General features: G+C 52.8%; 17 protein-coding genes. 11 read left to right on the plus strand and 6 right to left on the minus strand.

The features are described from left to right. The first annotated feature begins 41 nt into the window (after nucleotides 1-41). The 4 genes from tsaB to rnd all read left to right on the plus strand — a co-directional run bounded on the left by tsaB (nucleotide 42) and on the right by rnd (nucleotide 4530). On the plus strand, nucleotides 42-743 hold the full coding sequence (gene tsaB, locus HHI26_RS00575) for a tRNA (adenosine(37)-N6)-threonylcarbamoyltransferase complex dimerization subunit type 1 TsaB (protein ID WP_171148401.1): 702 nt from the start codon (nucleotides 42-44) through the stop codon (nucleotides 741-743). 58 nt (nucleotides 744-801) lie between these two features. After that, a complete protein-coding gene (locus tag HHI26_RS00580; RefSeq protein WP_133841838.1) occupies nucleotides 802-1398 on the plus strand; it encodes a Slp family lipoprotein in 597 nt (198 codons plus the stop codon). Nucleotides 1399-1614: 216 nt separating this feature from the next. Then, a complete protein-coding gene (gene fadD, locus HHI26_RS00585; protein WP_133841839.1) occupies nucleotides 1615-3300 on the plus strand; it encodes a long-chain-fatty-acid--CoA ligase FadD in 1686 nt (561 codons plus the stop codon). A 120-nt stretch (nucleotides 3301-3420) separates the two neighbouring features. After that, on the plus strand, nucleotides 3421-4530 hold the full coding sequence (gene rnd, locus HHI26_RS00590) for a ribonuclease D (RefSeq protein WP_133842141.1): 1110 nt from the start codon (nucleotides 3421-3423) through the stop codon (nucleotides 4528-4530). 54 nt (nucleotides 4531-4584) lie between these two features. On the opposite strand, the gene minE is transcribed toward rnd, so the two are convergent. The 3 genes from minE to minC are packed head-to-tail and all read right to left on the minus strand — an operon-like array spanning nucleotide 4585 to nucleotide 6414. Then, on the minus strand, nucleotides 4585-4860 hold the full coding sequence (minE, locus tag HHI26_RS00595) for a cell division topological specificity factor MinE (RefSeq protein WP_133841840.1): 276 nt from the start codon (nucleotides 4858-4860) through the stop codon (nucleotides 4585-4587). A 3-nt stretch (nucleotides 4861-4863) separates the two neighbouring features. After that, nucleotides 4864-5676: a septum site-determining protein MinD gene (gene minD, locus HHI26_RS00600; RefSeq protein WP_062746173.1), complete on the minus strand. Its 813-nt coding sequence runs from the start codon at nucleotides 5674-5676 to the stop codon at nucleotides 4864-4866. A 42-nt stretch (nucleotides 5677-5718) separates the two neighbouring features. Further along, nucleotides 5719-6414 carry a septum site-determining protein MinC gene (minC, locus tag HHI26_RS00605; RefSeq protein ID WP_133841841.1) on the minus strand — a complete coding sequence of 232 codons (696 nt, stop codon included), beginning with the start codon at nucleotides 6412-6414 and terminating at the stop codon, nucleotides 5719-5721. 156 nt (nucleotides 6415-6570) lie between these two features. On the opposite strand from minC, the gene HHI26_RS00610 reads away from it, so the two are divergent. The 4 genes from HHI26_RS00610 (at nucleotide 6571) to HHI26_RS00625 (ending at nucleotide 9220) form a co-directional block, all read left to right on the plus strand. Next, entirely contained in the window at nucleotides 6571-6846 is a 276-nt protein-coding gene (locus tag HHI26_RS00610) for a YcgL domain-containing protein (RefSeq protein ID WP_133841842.1), read from the plus strand. Between the two features lie 90 nt (nucleotides 6847-6936). Further along, nucleotides 6937-7977 (plus strand): lytic murein transglycosylase, encoded by a 1041-nt coding sequence (locus HHI26_RS00615; RefSeq protein ID WP_159336544.1) that lies wholly within the window; start codon nucleotides 6937-6939, stop codon nucleotides 7975-7977. A 69-nt stretch (nucleotides 7978-8046) separates the two neighbouring features. Next, entirely contained in the window at nucleotides 8047-8706 is a 660-nt protein-coding gene (locus HHI26_RS00620; protein ID WP_133841844.1) for a fumarylacetoacetate hydrolase family protein, read from the plus strand. Nucleotides 8707-8770: 64 nt separating this feature from the next. Next, complete coding sequence (locus tag HHI26_RS00625; RefSeq protein ID WP_133841845.1) at nucleotides 8771-9220, plus strand: YcgN family cysteine cluster protein; 450 nt, start codon at nucleotides 8771-8773, stop codon at nucleotides 9218-9220. 54 nt (nucleotides 9221-9274) lie between these two features. Here HHI26_RS00625 and dsbB read toward each other — a convergent pair whose 3' ends face one another. Next, nucleotides 9275-9805 carry a disulfide bond formation protein DsbB gene (dsbB, locus tag HHI26_RS00630; protein WP_133841846.1) on the minus strand — a complete coding sequence of 177 codons (531 nt, stop codon included), beginning with the start codon at nucleotides 9803-9805 and terminating at the stop codon, nucleotides 9275-9277. A gap of 285 nt (nucleotides 9806-10090) precedes the next feature. On the opposite strand from dsbB, the gene fadR reads away from it, so the two are divergent. Then, nucleotides 10091-10810 (plus strand): fatty acid metabolism transcriptional regulator FadR, encoded by a 720-nt coding sequence (fadR, locus tag HHI26_RS00635; protein WP_133841847.1) that lies wholly within the window; start codon nucleotides 10091-10093, stop codon nucleotides 10808-10810. A gap of 104 nt (nucleotides 10811-10914) precedes the next feature. Here the strand turns inward: fadR and HHI26_RS00640 are convergent, their stop codons facing one another. After that, entirely contained in the window at nucleotides 10915-12453 is a 1539-nt protein-coding gene (locus HHI26_RS00640; protein WP_133841848.1) for a SpoVR family protein, read from the minus strand. A gap of 509 nt (nucleotides 12454-12962) precedes the next feature. Between HHI26_RS00640 and HHI26_RS00645 the strand changes: the two genes are divergently transcribed. Next, on the plus strand, nucleotides 12963-14264 hold the full coding sequence (locus tag HHI26_RS00645; RefSeq protein ID WP_133841849.1) for a D-amino acid dehydrogenase: 1302 nt from the start codon (nucleotides 12963-12965) through the stop codon (nucleotides 14262-14264). Between the two features lie 29 nt (nucleotides 14265-14293). Beyond that, nucleotides 14294-15364 (plus strand): catabolic alanine racemase DadX, encoded by a 1071-nt coding sequence (gene dadX, locus HHI26_RS00650; RefSeq protein WP_171148402.1) that lies wholly within the window; start codon nucleotides 14294-14296, stop codon nucleotides 15362-15364. Nucleotides 15365-15366: 2 nt separating this feature from the next. Here dadX and HHI26_RS00655 read toward each other — a convergent pair whose 3' ends face one another. After that, nucleotides 15367-16557, minus strand: a complete 1191-nt coding sequence (locus HHI26_RS00655; RefSeq protein WP_159336545.1) for a multidrug effflux MFS transporter — start codon at nucleotides 16555-16557, stop codon at nucleotides 15367-15369. Between the last annotated feature and the right edge of the window lie 80 nt (nucleotides 16558-16637).

Genomic DNA, 16637 nt, shown 5'->3' on the forward strand with positions numbered 1-16637 from the left:
TGCTATGATGCGCGCCGAAAATTTTCTCCCCTGAGGTTGGTATGTCCACGCGAATTTTAGCCATTGATACGGCAACGGAAGCCTGTTCGGTCGCACTACTGAATGAAGATCGGTTGCTGGCACATTTTGAACTTTGTGCCCGGGAACATACGCAACGTATTCTGCCGCTGGTGCAGCAGATTTTGCAGGAAGGCGGCGTTGCGCTGAAGGACCTGGATGCGCTGGCCTTTGGCCGGGGGCCCGGAAGTTTTACCGGTGTGCGTATTGGCATCGGCATTGCTCAGGGGTTAGCGCTGGGGGCAAACTTGCCGTTAATCGGCGTGTCGACACTGAAAACCATGGCGCAGAGCGCCTGGCGTCTGCACGGTGCCAGCCGTGTTCTGGCGGCGATTGATGCGCGGATGGGCGAAGTGTATTGGGCCGAATATCAGCGTGATGAGCAGGGCAACTGGCAGGGTGAAGAAACAGAAGCCGTGCTGAAACCCGATGCCGCAGCGGCGCGGATGGCAGCGCTGAGCGGGCAGTGGGCCTGTGTGGGCACCGGCTGGCAAGCCTGGCCGCAGCTGGCAGAAAACAGCGCGCTGGCATTGACGTTATCAGACGTGACGCTGCCCTGCGCCGAAGATATGCTGCCGCTGGCACAACAGGCGCTGGCAGCCGGTATGACCGTCGCCCCCGAACATGCTGAACCGACCTATCTGCGTAATGAAGTGACATGGAAAAAATTACCGGGCCGCGAGTAGTGGCAGCAACTATTTGAATCGGTAGCAGTCGAAGTAGCATAACAATGGGGGAGTTTCTATGCGTAAATCCAGTGTCTGGCAGTGCAGTGTTCTGTTCTTAGCGTCGCTGGTATTAAGCGGCTGTGTTACCGTGCCTGATTCGATAAAAGGGCATTCAGAGACCCCGCAACAGGATCTGGCGCGAGTGCTGAATGCTCCTGAGCTGTTTATTGGCCAGGAGTCACGTTTTGGCGGTAAGGTCCTCAAGGTGGACAATCGTAACGGGATGACACGCCTGGAGATTGCCGCAATGCCCCTCGATGAAGGCGCCAGGCCGACGCTGGGTTCACCGTCTATTGGCCGCATTTTTGCCGATGTGAACGGCTTTGTCGATCCGGTCGATTTTAATCAGCAGATGGTCACCGTTGTCGGCACTATTAGCGGGACTGAGAAAGGCAAAATTGGTGATGCGCAGTATAACTTTGTGGTCATCAAGGTCACAGGCTATCAGCGCTGGCATATGTCCCAGCAGATCGTTACCCCGCCGCAGCCAATTGATCCGTGGATCTGGTACGGTCCAGGCTATGGCCGCCATCGCGGAGGCTACTGGGGCCCCGCTCCCTGGGGTTACTACAATCCCGGTCCCGCTCAGGTGCAGACCATTCTTACCCCATAATTCGTATCGTATAAAAGAGACACGGCAGATCCGCTGGATATCAGCGGATAGGCCTTTTTTAATTGATTCTCTCAGGATGAGAGAAATTTAGTGATGGGCTTCGCAACCTCTCAATAGAGACCTGAGCAAACTGGTACGCTGAGTTAAAATAATGTTAACAGGCGCTGAAAGGTTGAGGCTGCGATGACGACAAATTATCATTTTCGAGGTGATTCCTTGCATAAGGTTTGGTTAAACCGTTATCCGGCGGATGTTCCGGCGGAGATTAATCCTGATCGTTATGGCTCTTTAATCGATCTGTTTGAACACGCGGTATTGCGTTACGCTACGCAAACGGCGTTTATCAATATGGGGAAGAGTCTTACTTTCCAGCAGCTCGATGACCGCAGTCGGGCCTTTGCGGCCTATTTACAACAGGGATTAGGGCTAAAGAAAGGCGACCGTATCGCACTGATGATGCCCAATCTGCTGCAATATCCGATCGCGCTGTTTGGCATTCTTCGTGCCGGAATGATCGTGGTTAACGTCAATCCGCTTTATACCCCGCGAGAACTGGAACATCAGCTCAATGACAGCGGTGCCAGCGCTATTGTGATTGTCTCTAACTTCGCCCATACGCTGGAAAAAGTGGTGGCGAAGACAACAGTGAAGCATGTGATCCTCACCCGCCTGGGTGACCAGCTTTCCCCTGCGAAGGGGACATTGGTTAACTTCGTGGTGAAGTACATTAAAAAGATGGTGCCGAAATACTATCTTCCCGGTGCGATATCTTTCCGTCAGGCGCTGCAAAACGGTGCGCAGATGGAGTATGTCAAACCGACGATCATTAATGACGATCTCGCTTTCCTGCAATATACCGGTGGGACCACCGGGGTGGCGAAAGGGGCAATGCTGACCCACCGGAATATGCAGGCAAACCTCGAACAAACAAAAGCCACCTACGGCTCGCTGTTGAAAGCGGGTGAAGAAACCGTGGTAACGGCATTGCCGCTGTATCATATCTTCGCCCTCACAGTGAACTGCCTGCTGTTTATCGAACTGGGGGGGGCTAACCTGCTTATCACCAATCCGCGTGATATTCCGGGGCTGGTCAAAGAACTGAGTAAACATCCTTTCACCGCTATTACGGGGGTGAATACTTTGTTTAATGCGCTGCTCAATGATGATGCCTTTAATAAGCTGGATTTCTCCACGCTGACGTTATCCGCAGGCGGCGGGATGGCGGTACAAAAAGCGGTTGCCGAACGCTGGGAAAAGCTGACAGGTCACTATCTGCTGGAAGGATACGGTCTGACCGAATGTTCCCCGCTGGTTTCAGTGAACCCGTATGATATTCAGTGCCACAACGGCAGCATTGGCCTGCCGGTTCCCTCTACTGATATTATGCTGGTGGATGATAACGGTAATGAAGTGCCAGAAGGGGAGCCGGGTGAGTTGTGCATAAAAGGGCCGCAGGTCATGCTGGGCTACTGGCAGCACCCGGATGCGACCGATGAAGTTTTAAAAAATGGATGGCTTCGCAGCGGTGATATTGTTACCGTTGATCACGAAGGTTTCCTGCGTATTATCGATCGTAAAAAGGATATGATTCTGGTTTCCGGTTTCAATGTTTATCCTAATGAGATTGAAGATGTCCTGATGCTGCACCCGAAAGTACGTGAAGCCGCCGCCATCGGTGTTCCAAATGATGTGGCGGGCGAAACGGTGAAAGTTTGTGTGGTGAAAAAAGATGATTCACTGACCAAAGAAGAGCTTATCACCCACTGCAAGCGGCATCTGACAGGCTATAAAATACCCAGAATTGTTGAGTTTCGGGATGAGCTTCCGAAAACCAACGTCGGCAAAATCCTGCGCCGTGAACTGCGCGAGGAAGCGATAAAAGCCCAACCCCCCTTAGACTGAGGGGCGTTGCTTTTTGCCGATATCTATCATGCCGGGTTACCCGGCATTTTTATTGCGCCATTACAGTTGACCACCGGCATCATCCGCCAGTGGCGAGAGAACGCTATTTTGAATTACATCATGATCACCACTAATGACGCGCTGGCTGAGGTTTGTCTGCGTGCCCGCCAGGTTCCTGCTCTGGCGCTGGATACTGAATTTGTTCGCACCCGCACCTATTACCCGCGACTGGGTCTGATACAACTGTTTGACGGTGAAACCATCTCGCTGATTGACCCTTTGCCGATTACCGACTGGACGCCGTTCCGTGACCTCCTGATGGACCAGCAGGTCGTCAAATATCTGCATGCCGGCAGTGAAGATCTTGAAGTCTTCCAGCATGAGTTTGGGGTGTTGCCGCAGCCGATGATTGATACACAGATCCTCGCCGCGTTCAGCGGCCGCCCGCTCTCCTGCGGTTTTGCAACCATCGTAGAGTCCTTCACCGGGATCGCGCTGGATAAAAGCGAATCACGCACTGACTGGCTCGCGCGTCCATTGACGGAAAAGCAGTGCGTTTATGCTGCAGCCGATGTTTTCTATCTGCTACCGATTGCCGTCAAGCTGGTGGCAGAAACGGAAGACGCCGGGCAAATGGCCGCTGCACTGGATGAGTGTCGTCTGCTGTGCCAGCGCCGTACCACCGTGGTTGACCCGCAGGAAGCGTATCGTGAGATCGCCAATGCGTGGCAACTGCGTCCGCGTCAGCTTGCTGCATTGCGCCTGCTGGCGGCATGGCGTCTGACGCTGGCCCGCGAAAAAGATATGGCAGTGAATTTTGTGGTGCGTGAAGAGAACCTGTGGAAGGTCGCACGCTATATGCCGGGTTCCCTTGGCGAGCTTGATCATCTGGGGTTGCCGGGGCAGGAGATCCGTTTCCACGGTAAGGCGCTGGTGGCGATGGTCGCTGAAGCGAATGCGCTCGGGGAAGATGAGCTGCCGGAAGCGGTGCCGAATCTCATCGATTACCCGAACTACAAGCAGGTGTTCAAAAGTCTGAAAGCCCTGGTGGCAGAAACGGCGGAGCAGCATGGCGTCAGCCAGGAGTTGCTGGCATCGCGTCGTCAGATTAATCAGTTGCTGAACTGGCACTGGAAATTGAAGCCACAGGCCGGTAAACCGGAGTTGGTAGATGGCTGGCGGGGGACATTACTTGAAGACGGGATTGCTGACATTTTAGCGGCACACTAAATCCTGCAATTTTCCCCTGCACCATAGCAGGGGAAAATCATGAGCAGGAGAAGATCATTTCGGTGCTTCTTCCGTTTCCGTTTCCGGTAACGTTACGTTCAGTTCGAGAATAGAAATATCATCATCTTTTTGATCCAGCTTCACAGTCAGCATCTCCGGATCAATTTTCACGTATTTACAGATCACTTCCAGAATATCCCTTTTCAACTGTGGCAGATAGTGGGGCTCGCTATCGCCCCTTCTGCGCTCCGCCACAATAATCTGTAGCCGTTCCTTGGCAATATTGGCTGTGCTCTTTTTACGGGATAAAAAGAAATCGAGTAAGGCCATGGTTTATCCCCCAAACAGGCGTTTCAGGAAACCCTTCTTCTCTTCTTCAATGAAGCGGAAGGGGCGTTCTTCTCCGAGCAGGCGGTCAACAGTATCAGCATAGGCTTTACCTGCGTCGGATTCGGCATCCAGGATCACGGGCTCACCCTGGTTCGAGGCACGCAGTACTGACTGATCTTCCGGGATAACGCCGGCCAGAGGAATACGCAGAATCTCAAGCACGTCTTCCATGCTCAGCATATCACCACGATTCACGCGTCCCGGATTGTAGCGGGTCAGCAGCAGGTGTTCTTTAATTGCATCCTGGCCTCTTTCAGCGCGGCGTGATTTAGAGGACAGAATGCCGAGAATACGGTCGGAGTCACGTACAGAAGAGACTTCCGGGTTGGTGGTAATAATCGCTTCATCGGCGAAATAGAGCGCCATCAGCGCACCGGTTTCGATGCCCGCCGGTGAATCACAGACAATGAACTCAAAATCCATGGTCGCCAGGTCATCCAGCACTTTTTCCACGCCTTCGCGGGTCAGCGCATCTTTATCACGCGTCTGAGAGGCTGGCAGGATAAACAGATTTTCAGTGCGTTTGTCTTTGATTAACGCCTGGTTCAGCGTGGCATCACCCTGGATGACGTTAACGAAGTCATACACCACGCGGCGCTCACAGCCCATGATTAAATCCAGATTACGCAGGCCGATATCAAAGTCGATAACGACAGTTTTTTTCCCTTTCTGCGCCAAACCGGTAGCGATGGCCGCGCTGGACGTGGTTTTACCCACGCCTCCCTTACCCGATGTAACAACAATAATGCGTGCCATAAAATAATTTCCTTAAGAAAAGAAAGGGCTCGAGAGCCTGGCTCAGTTCAGTGTCTGTATAGTCAATGCGCCGTCCTTGAGACAAAGACGAGACGCTTTTCCGAAAAATTCAGCAGGGATTTGATCCATAAGCCAGTAATTTCCAGCAATGGATACCAACTCTGCAGATAAACTGGTGCAAAAAATCTGAGACTGCTTGTCGCCAGACGCGCCAGCCAGCGCGCGGCCGCGCATCATGCCATAAATGTGGATATTGCCATCGGCAATCAGCTCGGCACCCGCGCTGACGCTGCTGGTGACGATCAGGTCGCAGTTTTTGGCATAAATCTGCTGACCGGAACGCACCGGGGTACTGATAAGCCGGGTTTTTATGGCGGGCTGTTCGACAGGAATGGCCACAGGCGGTGCACTCTCAGCGCTGAACTTCTGTTCTTTGCCTTCGCTCAACACCGGCAGGCCGGACCGGGCAATCATGCGTTTCAACTGCTCATCTTTGCAGCCGCTGATACCCACAATGTGCAGACCCGTTTCGGCGATTGCCTGCTGCATTTGTCGCCAGTTCACCTCTCGGGTTAACGAGGATACGTTGATCACCACCGGGGCATTTTTCAGAAAAGCTGGAGCCTGACTGACTTTTTCCTGAATGGCTTTACGCACCGTTTCAGGGTCGGTGTGATGCAAATGAACGACTGACAGCGTAAAACTGCTGCCCTTTAACTCGATTGGCGATTGTGACATCTGTCCCGCTCAGTCCTGTTATTTCCTATCCTGGCTAAATCAACGCCACTTTCAGGCGTTAAATCAAGACAGGCAATATTCCGAAGTTCTGCAAGCATGTTATAGTTACTGTAATATTCAGGCAAGTCACCATCCAGGTTAATTCGAGTAAAAAATATGTTTTGTGTGATCTACAGAAGTCCCCAGCGTGACCAGACTTATCTTTATGTTGAAAAAAAAGACGATTTCTCACGCGTCCCTGAAGCGTTGCTGAAGGGCTTTGGCAAGCCGAAACTGGCGATGTTGCTTCCGTTGGACGGCAGCAAGAAGTTGGTGGGGGCGGATATTGAAAAAGTGAAAACCGCGCTGCGCGATGAGGGGTTTTATTTACAATTGCCTCCGCCGCTGGAAAGTCTGCTTAAGATGCATCTTAACGATGTTAAAAAAGATTAATTCGGAATCATCTGCAAATATATCTTCGCCGGTCAGGGATCGCTTTTTATTTTAAATTACCGGTGTAGATAGCGATAAAAGGATGCCCGCATGAAGCTCTCAGCCCGAAATTTCTTCGTATTTTCTCTCTTTCTGGTGGGGAGCTCTGCCAGCCACGCCGCCTTCCTAAACTCCGGTAACAGCACAAACACGTCAGACACCACGCTGGCACAGCAGGGCCGCGACCCGGCACAATTTCCTGCTTTCGTTGAGCAGCTCAAAGCACAGGCCCGTCAGCAGGGTTATGATGATGCGACTATCGAGACGGCGTTTACCGGCGTGCATTTTGTTGACCGGGTCATTAAATCCGATCGCGGACAGCTGGAAAACAAAGTCACCCTCAACGATTATCTGACCCGCGTGATCACGCCAGAAAAGATCGCTCAGGCCCGGGAATATTGGCAGCAATACCACAACCAGCTGCAACCGATAGCCGATGCCTCCGGCGTTCAGACACAATATATTGTCGCGCTGTGGGCGCTTGAGAGTCACTTCGGCAGGATTCAGGGCAAGGAGGAGGTGGTCTCTGCTCTGGCCACGCTGGCCTTTGAAGGCCGGAGAGAAGCCTTCTTCACGAAAGAACTGATGGCAGCGCTACGAATCATCCAACGCCAACAGATGACAGCCGCTGAGCTGAAAGGATCGTGGGCAGGGGCGATGGGTCAGAGCCAGTTTATGCCCAGCTCCTTCCTGAATTACGGAAAGGATGGTGATGGTGACGGCAAAATTGATATCTGGAACAATCTGGATGATGTCTTTGCCTCCACAGCGAACTATTTACAACGTGAAGGCTGGCGAGCCGGGCAGGGGTGGGGCGTGGAAGTGACGTTGCCGGCTGATTTTAATGCGCAACTGGCGGGATTAAAAACGGCACAGGCCAAAACCTCGTCGCAGTGGCAGCAGTCAGGCGTACAGGTACTGCATCCCGAACAGAACAGCAGCAGCCAGCGCGCCTGGATCATCACGCCACAGGACGGTGACGGTCGTTCATTCATGGTTTATGACAATTTCCGAACGTTGATGCACTGGAATCGGTCTTATTATTTCGCTATCAGTATTGGCATGATGGCCGATGCCATCGCAGCGCAGTAAAAAGAACAGTCAGCAGATATGCGGCGGCATGATGTCGGCGCAGCCACTCTAACGAAGCAGGGGAAAAGCATGTATCAACACCATAACTGGCAGGGCGCATTGTTAGATTTTCCGGTCAGCAAAGTGGTTTGCGTCGGGAGTAACTACGCAAATCACATCAAAGAGATGGGCAGCGCGACACCAACGGAACCCGTACTGTTTATTAAACCGGAAACTGCGCTGTGTGATATCCGCCAGCCGCTCTCTATTCCCAAAAACCTCGGTGCCGTGCATCACGAGGTCGAGCTGGCGATACTGATTGGCGCGACACTCAAGCATGCGACCGAAGAACACGTCGCGCAGGCGATTGCCGGGTATGGTGTTGCGTTGGATTTAACCTTACGCGATGTTCAGGCAGGCTGTAAGAAAGCCGGACAGCCTTGGGAAAAAGCCAAGGGATTCGATAATTCCTGCCCGCTGTCCGGTTTTATTCCGGTGAGTGAATTCAAACACGACCCTCAGGATGTCGAGCTAAAATTGATCGTCAACGGAGAGGTCCGCCAGCAGGGAACGACTGCTGACATGATCCATAAAATCTTGCCGTTGATTGCGTATATGAGCCAGTTCTTTACCCTGCGCGCGGGCGATGTGATCCTGACCGGGACACCGGAAGGTGTGGGGCCGATGGTCTCAGGCGATCGTCTTGAAGTGTCGCTCGGCGGCCACGGTGTTGCCACGCGCGTGCTGTAAAACTTGCAACTGAAGCCTAAACCCTCTATAAGGTGCGGGCTTTTACTTTTACCGGACACCCAACATGACTGATACCCCTTTCTGGCAGCGTAAAACGCTGGAACAAATGAGCGACGAGGAATGGGAGTCCTTATGTGATGGCTGTGGCCAGTGTTGCCTGAATAAGTTACAGGACGCCGACACCGATGAAATCTATTTCACCAACGTTGCCTGTAATCAGCTGAATATCAAAAGCTGCCAATGCCGTAACTATGAGCGCCGCTTCGAACTGGAAGAGGACTGTATTAAGCTGACGCGCGAAAATCTGCCCACCTTTCAATGGTTACCGCCAAGTTGCGCGTACCGTGTGCTGGCTGAAGGGAAAACTCTGCCGCCCTGGCATCCACTGCGAAGTGGTTCACGTGCAGCTATGCATGCTGCGCGTATTTCGGTACGGCATATTGCCGTGCATGAAAGTGAAGTGGTTGACTGGGAAGAGCATATTATCAACCGCCCGCACTGGTACGGTAAATAGACGTTCAGAGTGGGTATGATAAGCAGAAAAGCTCCGCGAAGGCGGAGCTTTTTTTTAACGTGAGAACAGGTCGCGTCTTTTAGGTTTGCAGGGCTGACCTATCAGTACCAGCACACCAACGACCAGGTATGCGGCAAAGATGCCGACCAGCCACTGCGGCATACCCAGGGTCAGAAATGACCAGGACTTCTCTGCACAGTCGCCGCTGGCGACAAACACGGAAGGTAACCATTTATCCAGCGGCAGCCAGGACGGAAAGCGGGCGGCAAAATCACAGGTCGCAAACGGAGAGGGATGCAACTGAATCATAGTATGTTCCCACGCCAGTCGCAGGCCTTCCCATGCGCTGTATAACCAGATCAGAATAGCGGCCCAGCGCAAAGGTGATTTCGGTGCGATAGCGCCGACGATACCCGCCCCCATAATGCCGAACAGGGCACAGCGTTCATAAATACACATCACACACGGCTTCAGCAGCATCACATGCTGAAAATAGAGCGCGGTCATCTCAAGAGCGAAAGCGGTCAGTGCCATCAGCAACCAGGCGCCCCGGCCACGGGAGCAGCTATTCAGGTATCTCAACATTAGTTTATCCGTCTGGAATACATTTAGACGGCAGTGTAAACGAAAAGCGTCTGCAATCCAGCCAGGAGGGAAAAATTTAAGCAGGAAAGTGACTTAAAATAATGTTTCCGATGATAAACGAAGGTCTGTGGACAGGCTGTATTGTGGTTTCGCTGCCAGGACGGCAATGTCATATTTTTTGCAGACGATCGTCTTTTCCCTGGCAGCCAGGCTAGGTGATGCCTGGTGCCTCTGGTATGATGAGCCGAATTTTTGACGTAATGAACGCAACGGAAGAAGAACGCTATGGTTATTAAGGCGCAGAGCCCTGCGGGTTTCGCGGAAGAGTACATCATTGAAAGTATCTGGAATAACCGTTTCCCACCAGGTTCAATTCTGCCTGCTGAACGCGAACTCTCCGAACTGATAGGTGTCACCCGAACCACACTACGAGAAGTCTTACAGCGCCTGGCGCGCGATGGCTGGCTGACCATTCAGCACGGCAAACCGACCAAAGTGAATAATTTCTGGGAAACCTCCGGATTAAGTATTCTGGAAACACTGGCCCGTCTCGATCATGACAGCGTACCGCAGTTAGTGGATAACCTGCTGTCAGTTCGCACCAATATTTCGTCTATCTTTATTCGTCGTGCTATCCGTACTTACCCGGATAAAGCGCGTGAAGTGCTGGAAACCGCAAGCCACGTGGACGACCAGGCAGAAGCCTATACCAATCTCGATTACAGCATCTTCCGTGGGCTGGCGTTCGCCTCGGGTAACCCTATTTACGGTTTGATCATCAATGGATTGAAAGGGCTGTATACGCGCGTTGGGCGTCACTATTTCTCCAACCCGGAAGCGCGACGTCTGGCACAGGCTTTCTATCAGCAACTGCTGAATATCCTTCATACCCAGCAATATGACCTGATTGTAGACAGCGTGCGCGACTATGGTCGTCGCAGCGGGGAAATCTGGCATGCCATGCAGACCAGTATGCCAACCGATCTGCCGCCTGCTCGCCGTTAAGTCGATAAAAAGGGCTGACCTCTTTATGCGGTCAGCCCGAAGAAACAGAAAAAGAGGGCGACCCATTGGCGGGTCGCCCTCTTCACATTGAGGCTGACCTCAGATCAGATAGTGGTGCCCGGGCGGGGCGGGCAGCGTTCGAGGATCTCCACTGTGCCATCATCGTTCTGTTGTTCCAGATTGATGTCAAAGCCCCACAGACGATGTACATGCTTCAACACTTCCCGACGACTCTTATCCAGCGGTGCGCGGTTATGCGGAACATAGCGTAAGGTCAGCGATCGGTCCCCACGCAGATCCACGTCATAAACCTGTATATTCGGTTCGAGATTGCTCAAATTATATTGAGCGGAGAGCTGCTGACGGATCGCCCGGTAGCCCGCTTCATCATGAATGGCCGCAATTTCGAGGAAATTATTGCGATCGTCATCCATCACCGTGAACAGGCGGAAATCGCGCATGATCTTCGGTGAAAGGAACTGGCTGATAAAACTCTCGTCCTTAAACTCCTTCATCGCAAAGTGTAGGGTATCCAGCCAGTTAGAACCGGCAATATCCGGGAACCAGTGACGATCTTCTTCCGTTGGCTCCTCGCAGATGCGCTTAATATCCTGGAACATCGCAAAGCCAAGCGCATACGGGTTGATACCGTTATACCACTGGCTGTTGTAAGGGGGTTGGAAGACCACATTGGTGTGGCTATGCAGGAACTCCAGCATAAAGCGCTCAGAAACTTTCCCTTCGTCATACAGGTGATTAAGAATGGTGTAGTGCCAGAACGTAGCCCATCCCTCATTCATCACCTGAGTCTGTTTTTGCGGGTAGAAATACTGGCTGACCTTTCTGACAATGCGCAGACATTCACGCTGCCAGGGTTCCAGCAGCGGCGCATTCTTCTCCATAAAGTACAGCAGGTTTTCCTGTGGTTCGGATGGGTAGCGCGTGTTGGCGAATTGCGCTTCCTCGCGCTCACGCCGTGGCAAGGTGCGCCACAGCATGTTCACCTGGCTTTGCAGGTACTCTTCACGGCTCTGTTGCCGCGCTTTCTCTTCCTGCAAGGAGATTTTTTGCGGACGTTTGTAGCGGTCAACGCCATAATTCATCAGCGCATGGCAGGAGTCGAGCAGCCGTTCCACGTTTTCCACTCCGTAGCGCTCCTCACACTGCGTAATGTAGTTACGGGCGAAGATCAGGTAGTCGACGATGGAGCTGGCATCCGTCCAACTGCGGAACAGATAGTTATTCTTGAAGAAGGAGTTGTGACCATAACAGGCATGCGCCATCACCAGCGCCTGCATCGTCATGGTATTTTCTTCCATCAGATAGGCAATACACGGATTGGAGTTGATGACGATTTCATAGGCCAGACCTTGCTGGCCGTGCTTATAGCGCTGTTCTGTCTCGATAAATTTCTTACCGAATGACCAGTGTGCATAGTTGATTGGCATCCCGACACTGGAATAAGCATCCATCATCTGTTCGGAGGTGATGACCTCAATCTGATGCGGGTAGGTATCCAGTCGGTAGGATTTAGCGACGCGGTCGATCTCCTTGAGATACACATCAAGCAGGTCGAAGGTCCAGTCTGGTCCATCATCGAGTCGTTTGCTGTCCTTAATCGGATCGTCAAAGATCGTGGTCATAGCGCACCCCTTTTTATAAAACCGGATTACCTTACGGCAGAATGTCCGTTTTCATCTCGGCTCACCCGCACAAATGAGGCGCTGATAAGCCTGGAATTAAAGCCAATATCTCAATGATAGTTCACTGTCTCGTATCCCTCTCGTTAAAACAATTGAAATCTTCGATACAAAATCCAGTGCTGTTTAAAAAAAGATTTTTACGTAACAATAAATTCATAAAAACATGCATTTTGCAGGATAATATCCTGTTTATAGCATTAAGTTATGACAGGGTGGGATTGTTCTGGTGTTTGCACATATATGCTGTGATTAAATTATTATCTGCTACTTAATGTATTAAACCAGAGGTTTTGACTGAATTAAGCTGGGCATCTTGTTTTTATTTACCTGGAGGGTAAAAAAGATGTGAAATATGTCAGCGTAATGTGAGTGTTATCACTGGTGTTTTCATCCATGTTGATGTCGAATGTCCAGTGCATAATTCTATAATGTGTCTCTATGAGGTGGGTATGCGAGTTGTCATTCTGGGTAGTGGCGTGGTGGGTGTGGCAAGTGCGTGGTATCTGGCACAGGCCGGACATGAGGTGACGGTAATCGATCGTCAGCCCGCAGTAGCACTGGAAACCAGTGCGGCGAATGCAGGGCAGATATCACCCGGATATGCCGCCCCCTGGGCGGCACCGGGTGTGCCGTTTAAAGCCGTAAAATGGATGTTCCAGCGCCATGCTCCACTCGCGATCCGCCTTGATGGCAGCCGCTTCCAGTTGGAATGGATGTGGCAGATGTTGCGTAACTGCGATATGCGCCATTACCAGCAGAATAAAAGCCGCATGGTGCGAATTGCGGAATACAGCCGTGACTGCCTTAAAGCATTGCGCCAGGAAACGGGCATTGCCTATGAAGGGCGTCAGGGAGGAACATTGCAGTTATTCCGCACCGCGCAGCAGTTTGACAGTGCAGCGAAGGATATCGCGGTCCTGAAAGAAGCCGGAGTCCCCTACGAGCTGCTGGAGGCCACGCAGCTGTTGCAGGCAGAACCGGCACTGGCGGCAACCCAGCACAAGTTGACGGGCGGTTTACGCTTGCCCAATGATGAAACCGGTGATTGCCAGTTGTTTACCCAGCGTCTGGCGGCGATGGCGGCAGACGCGGGAGTCACCTTCCGTTTCAATACCTCTGTCGATGCTCTGGTACAGGATGGTAATCGCATCAGCGGCGTCAAATGTGGCGGCGAGATGGTGACTGCGGATGCTTATGTGGTGGCATTCGGGTCATTCTCGACGGCGCTGTTAGAGGATATTGTTAAGGTGCCTGTTTACCCCCTAAAAGGGTATTCACTGACGATACCGATCAAAGATGCGGCTGCGGCACCGATTTCAACGGTGCTGGATGAAACCTATAAAGTGGCGATCACCCGTTTTGACGATCGTATTCGTGTGGGGGGAATGGCAGAAATTGTCGGATTTAACACCAAACTGTTACCGGCACGCCGTCGCACGCTGGAAATGGTTGTCGGCGATCTCTTCCCGCAAGGTGGGTATATTGAGCAGTCGGTTTTCTGGAGTGGTTTACGCCCAATGACACCCGACGGCACGCCAATTGTAGGTCGTACCCCGTTGAAAAACCTGTTCCTTAATACCGGACATGGTACTCTTGGCTGGACAATGGCCTGTGGTTCAGGGCAGCTTCTTGCGGATATTATTAGCGGTGTGACACCCGCGATTTCCGCTGACGATCTGTCTGTCATGCGCTATCTGCCAGGTTTTATTCCGGCGCCGGCTCGCTCACTGCACAGTGCCAATGTTCGCTAACTCATCGTATTTTTTTACAAGGAGAGAGTATGTCTCGTCCTATTCTCGCAACGATTAATCTCGCTGCGCTGAGGCAAAATCTGGCAGTAGCGCGCCAGGCGGCGGGTGGTTCGCGCCTGTGGTCAGTCGTGAAGGCGAATGCCTACGGACACGGTATTGCGCGAGTCTGGCAGAGTCTGGTGGAAACGGATGGTTTCGCCTTGCTCAACCTGGAAGAGGCTATTCTGTTACGCGAACAGGGCTGGAAAAAACCGATCCTGCTGCTGGAGGGCTTCTTCCATCAGGATGAACTGGCGATTATTGACCAGTATCGCCTGACCACCAGCGTTCACAGTAACTGGCAAATTCAGGCGCTGGCAAAAGCCAGGCTCTCGGCGCCACTGGATATTTATCTCAAAATGAACAGCGGTATGAACCGACTGGGCTTCCAGCCCGATCAGGTGCATAACGCGTGGCAAAAATTACGTTCCCTGGATAACGTTGGTGAAATGACGCTGATGGCCCACTTTGCTGACGCTGAAACCAGTGAAGGTATTGCCGGACCCTTGCAGCGCATTGAGCAGGCGGCTGAAGGGCTGAATTGTGCGCGTTCGCTGGCGAACTCCGCGGCTACGTTGTGGCATCCGCAAACGCATCATGACTGGGTACGCCCCGGTATTATCCTGTATGGCGCATCCCCCAGCGGCCAGTGGCAGGACATTGCCAGCAGTGGTTTGCAACCCGTGATGACATTGACCAGCGAAGTGATCGGCATTCAGCATCTGACGGCGGGTTCTGCTGTGGGATACGGCGGCCAGTACCGTGCATCAGGTGAACAGCGTATCGGAGTGGTAGCTTGCGGCTATGCTGATGGTTATCCCCGTCATGCGCCGACCGGAACGCCGATTTTGGTTGATGGTGTGATGACGCAGACGGTCGGGCGGGTCTCAATGGATATGATCACTGTCGATTTAACCCCGTGCCCTCAGGCGGGCATAGGCAGCCAGGTTGAGCTGTGGGGCAACAACGTCAAAATTGATGATGTGGCCGCCGCCGCCGGCACCGTTGGCTATGAGCTGATGTGCGCGCTCGCCCCCCGGGTGCCGGTGATCGTTGAATAATCTTAGAGCGAGGTCAGCGTACCGCGCACATTTTTACTGATACGCCAGGCGGTCAGTGCCAGCAGCGCACCGGCCGCCATCATCAGTGCCAGCGCGGATTTCTCCGCAATCGGTAGCGCCATCACTAACAGACCCGCCGACGATCCTCCCGCCATCTGAATAAAACCTGCCAGTGCAGAGGCGACACCGGCCTGCTGCTGATAAGGCTCCAGGGCGTAGCTGGTTGCAGGTCCCACGGTGAAGGCCAGTCCGGCAACGGAGATAGCAACGGGCAGCATATACAGCGCCCAGTGTGTCTGCATGGCCGCCGGGAACAGCATCACGCCGCCCATTAACGTTATCGCACCAATCGTCATCGCCAGTGCGCCAATTGCCAGACAAATCGGGCGACCCAGTTTTCGGATCATCTTATTCACCAGCACGCTGACCAGCATAATCCAGAAGCCGTTAGCACCAAACGCGATGGAGAATTGCAGTGCGCTGAGTTTGCCTTCGGTCATCAAAACCTGCGGAGCCAGAGAAACATAGGTCAGCACCATACCCAGTGCGCCCGCGTTGGCAAAAGCAAAGGCGAGGAAACGCGGCTGACGCAGAATTTGCCAGTACTGACGCACGGGTAAACCTTTCACCTTTTGCGTATCAGCAGGGCGGGTTTCCGGCAGGAACAGCATCACCAGTACGGCAATAAACAGCGCATAACCGGTCAGGAACCAAAAGTTTGCCCGCCAGCCAAATGCATCGGCCAGGAAGCCACCCAGCATCGGTGCCAGGGCCGGGACGATATTTAACGCGCCGTTTAAGAATCCATAAGCACGCGCCGCTTCTTCACCATTAAGACGGTCGCGTACGCCGCTGAACGCCACGACGGCGGTACAGCACACGGCACAGCCCTGAATGACACGGGCGCTGAGGAACTGCGGCCAGCCGGTGGCGGTGGCGGCCAGGATGCTTCCGGTGACATACAGCAGAAGACCAATCAGCGCGATGGGTTTACGGCCCAGATTATCCACCAGCGGTCCGGCGATAATTTGCCCCAGGCCCATCACCAGTAAAAACAAAGGGATCGTTGTCTGGATGGCAGAAACGGGCGTATTCAGACCGAGAGCAATATCGGGCAGCGTGGGCAAATAGAGGTCAATGCCTAACGGTGCAAGCAGCACCAGGCTGAGTAACAGTAGCGTAAATTTTTGCATAGCAGGTGTGGCGTCCAGATTAAAGCAAGCCGGACAGGGTAGAGATAACAGAGGGAAAAGAAAAGGAGAAAGTGATAAAA

Source organism: Erwinia sp. JH02 (assembly GCF_013074405.1).
GTDB lineage: Bacteria > Pseudomonadota > Gammaproteobacteria > Enterobacterales > Enterobacteriaceae > Erwinia > Erwinia rhapontici.

What these genes read in the sequence shown, in the direction of transcription:
- HHI26_RS00580 (WP_133841838.1), top strand. Translation starts at nt 802, where the DNA reads ATGCGTAAATCCAGTGTCTGGCAGTGCAGTGTTCTGTTCTTAGCGTCG.
- minE (WP_133841840.1), bottom strand. Translation starts at nt 4,860, where the DNA reads ATGGCCTTACTCGATTTCTTTTTATCCCGTAAAAAGAGCACAGCCAAT.
- HHI26_RS00655 (WP_159336545.1), bottom strand. Translation starts at nt 16,557, where the DNA reads ATGCAAAAATTTACGCTACTGTTACTCAGCCTGGTGCTGCTTGCACCG.
- dadX (WP_171148402.1), top strand. Translation starts at nt 14,294, where the DNA reads ATGTCTCGTCCTATTCTCGCAACGATTAATCTCGCTGCGCTGAGGCAA.
- HHI26_RS00640 (WP_133841848.1), bottom strand. Translation starts at nt 12,453, where the DNA reads ATGACCACGATCTTTGACGATCCGATTAAGGACAGCAAACGACTCGAT.
- dsbB (WP_133841846.1), bottom strand. Translation starts at nt 9,805, where the DNA reads ATGTTGAGATACCTGAATAGCTGCTCCCGTGGCCGGGGCGCCTGGTTG.
- HHI26_RS00610 (WP_133841842.1), top strand. Translation starts at nt 6,571, where the DNA reads ATGTTTTGTGTGATCTACAGAAGTCCCCAGCGTGACCAGACTTATCTT.
- minD (WP_062746173.1), bottom strand. Translation starts at nt 5,676, where the DNA reads ATGGCACGCATTATTGTTGTTACATCGGGTAAGGGAGGCGTGGGTAAA.
- minC (WP_133841841.1), bottom strand. Translation starts at nt 6,414, where the DNA reads ATGTCACAATCGCCAATCGAGTTAAAGGGCAGCAGTTTTACGCTGTCA.
- tsaB (WP_171148401.1), top strand. Translation starts at nt 42, where the DNA reads ATGTCCACGCGAATTTTAGCCATTGATACGGCAACGGAAGCCTGTTCG.
- HHI26_RS00620 (WP_133841844.1), top strand. Translation starts at nt 8,047, where the DNA reads ATGTATCAACACCATAACTGGCAGGGCGCATTGTTAGATTTTCCGGTC.
- rnd (WP_133842141.1), top strand. Translation starts at nt 3,421, where the DNA reads ATGATCACCACTAATGACGCGCTGGCTGAGGTTTGTCTGCGTGCCCGC.
- HHI26_RS00645 (WP_133841849.1), top strand. Translation starts at nt 12,963, where the DNA reads ATGCGAGTTGTCATTCTGGGTAGTGGCGTGGTGGGTGTGGCAAGTGCG.
- fadR (WP_133841847.1), top strand. Translation starts at nt 10,091, where the DNA reads ATGGTTATTAAGGCGCAGAGCCCTGCGGGTTTCGCGGAAGAGTACATC.
- HHI26_RS00615 (WP_159336544.1), top strand. Translation starts at nt 6,937, where the DNA reads ATGAAGCTCTCAGCCCGAAATTTCTTCGTATTTTCTCTCTTTCTGGTG.
- HHI26_RS00625 (WP_133841845.1), top strand. Translation starts at nt 8,771, where the DNA reads ATGACTGATACCCCTTTCTGGCAGCGTAAAACGCTGGAACAAATGAGC.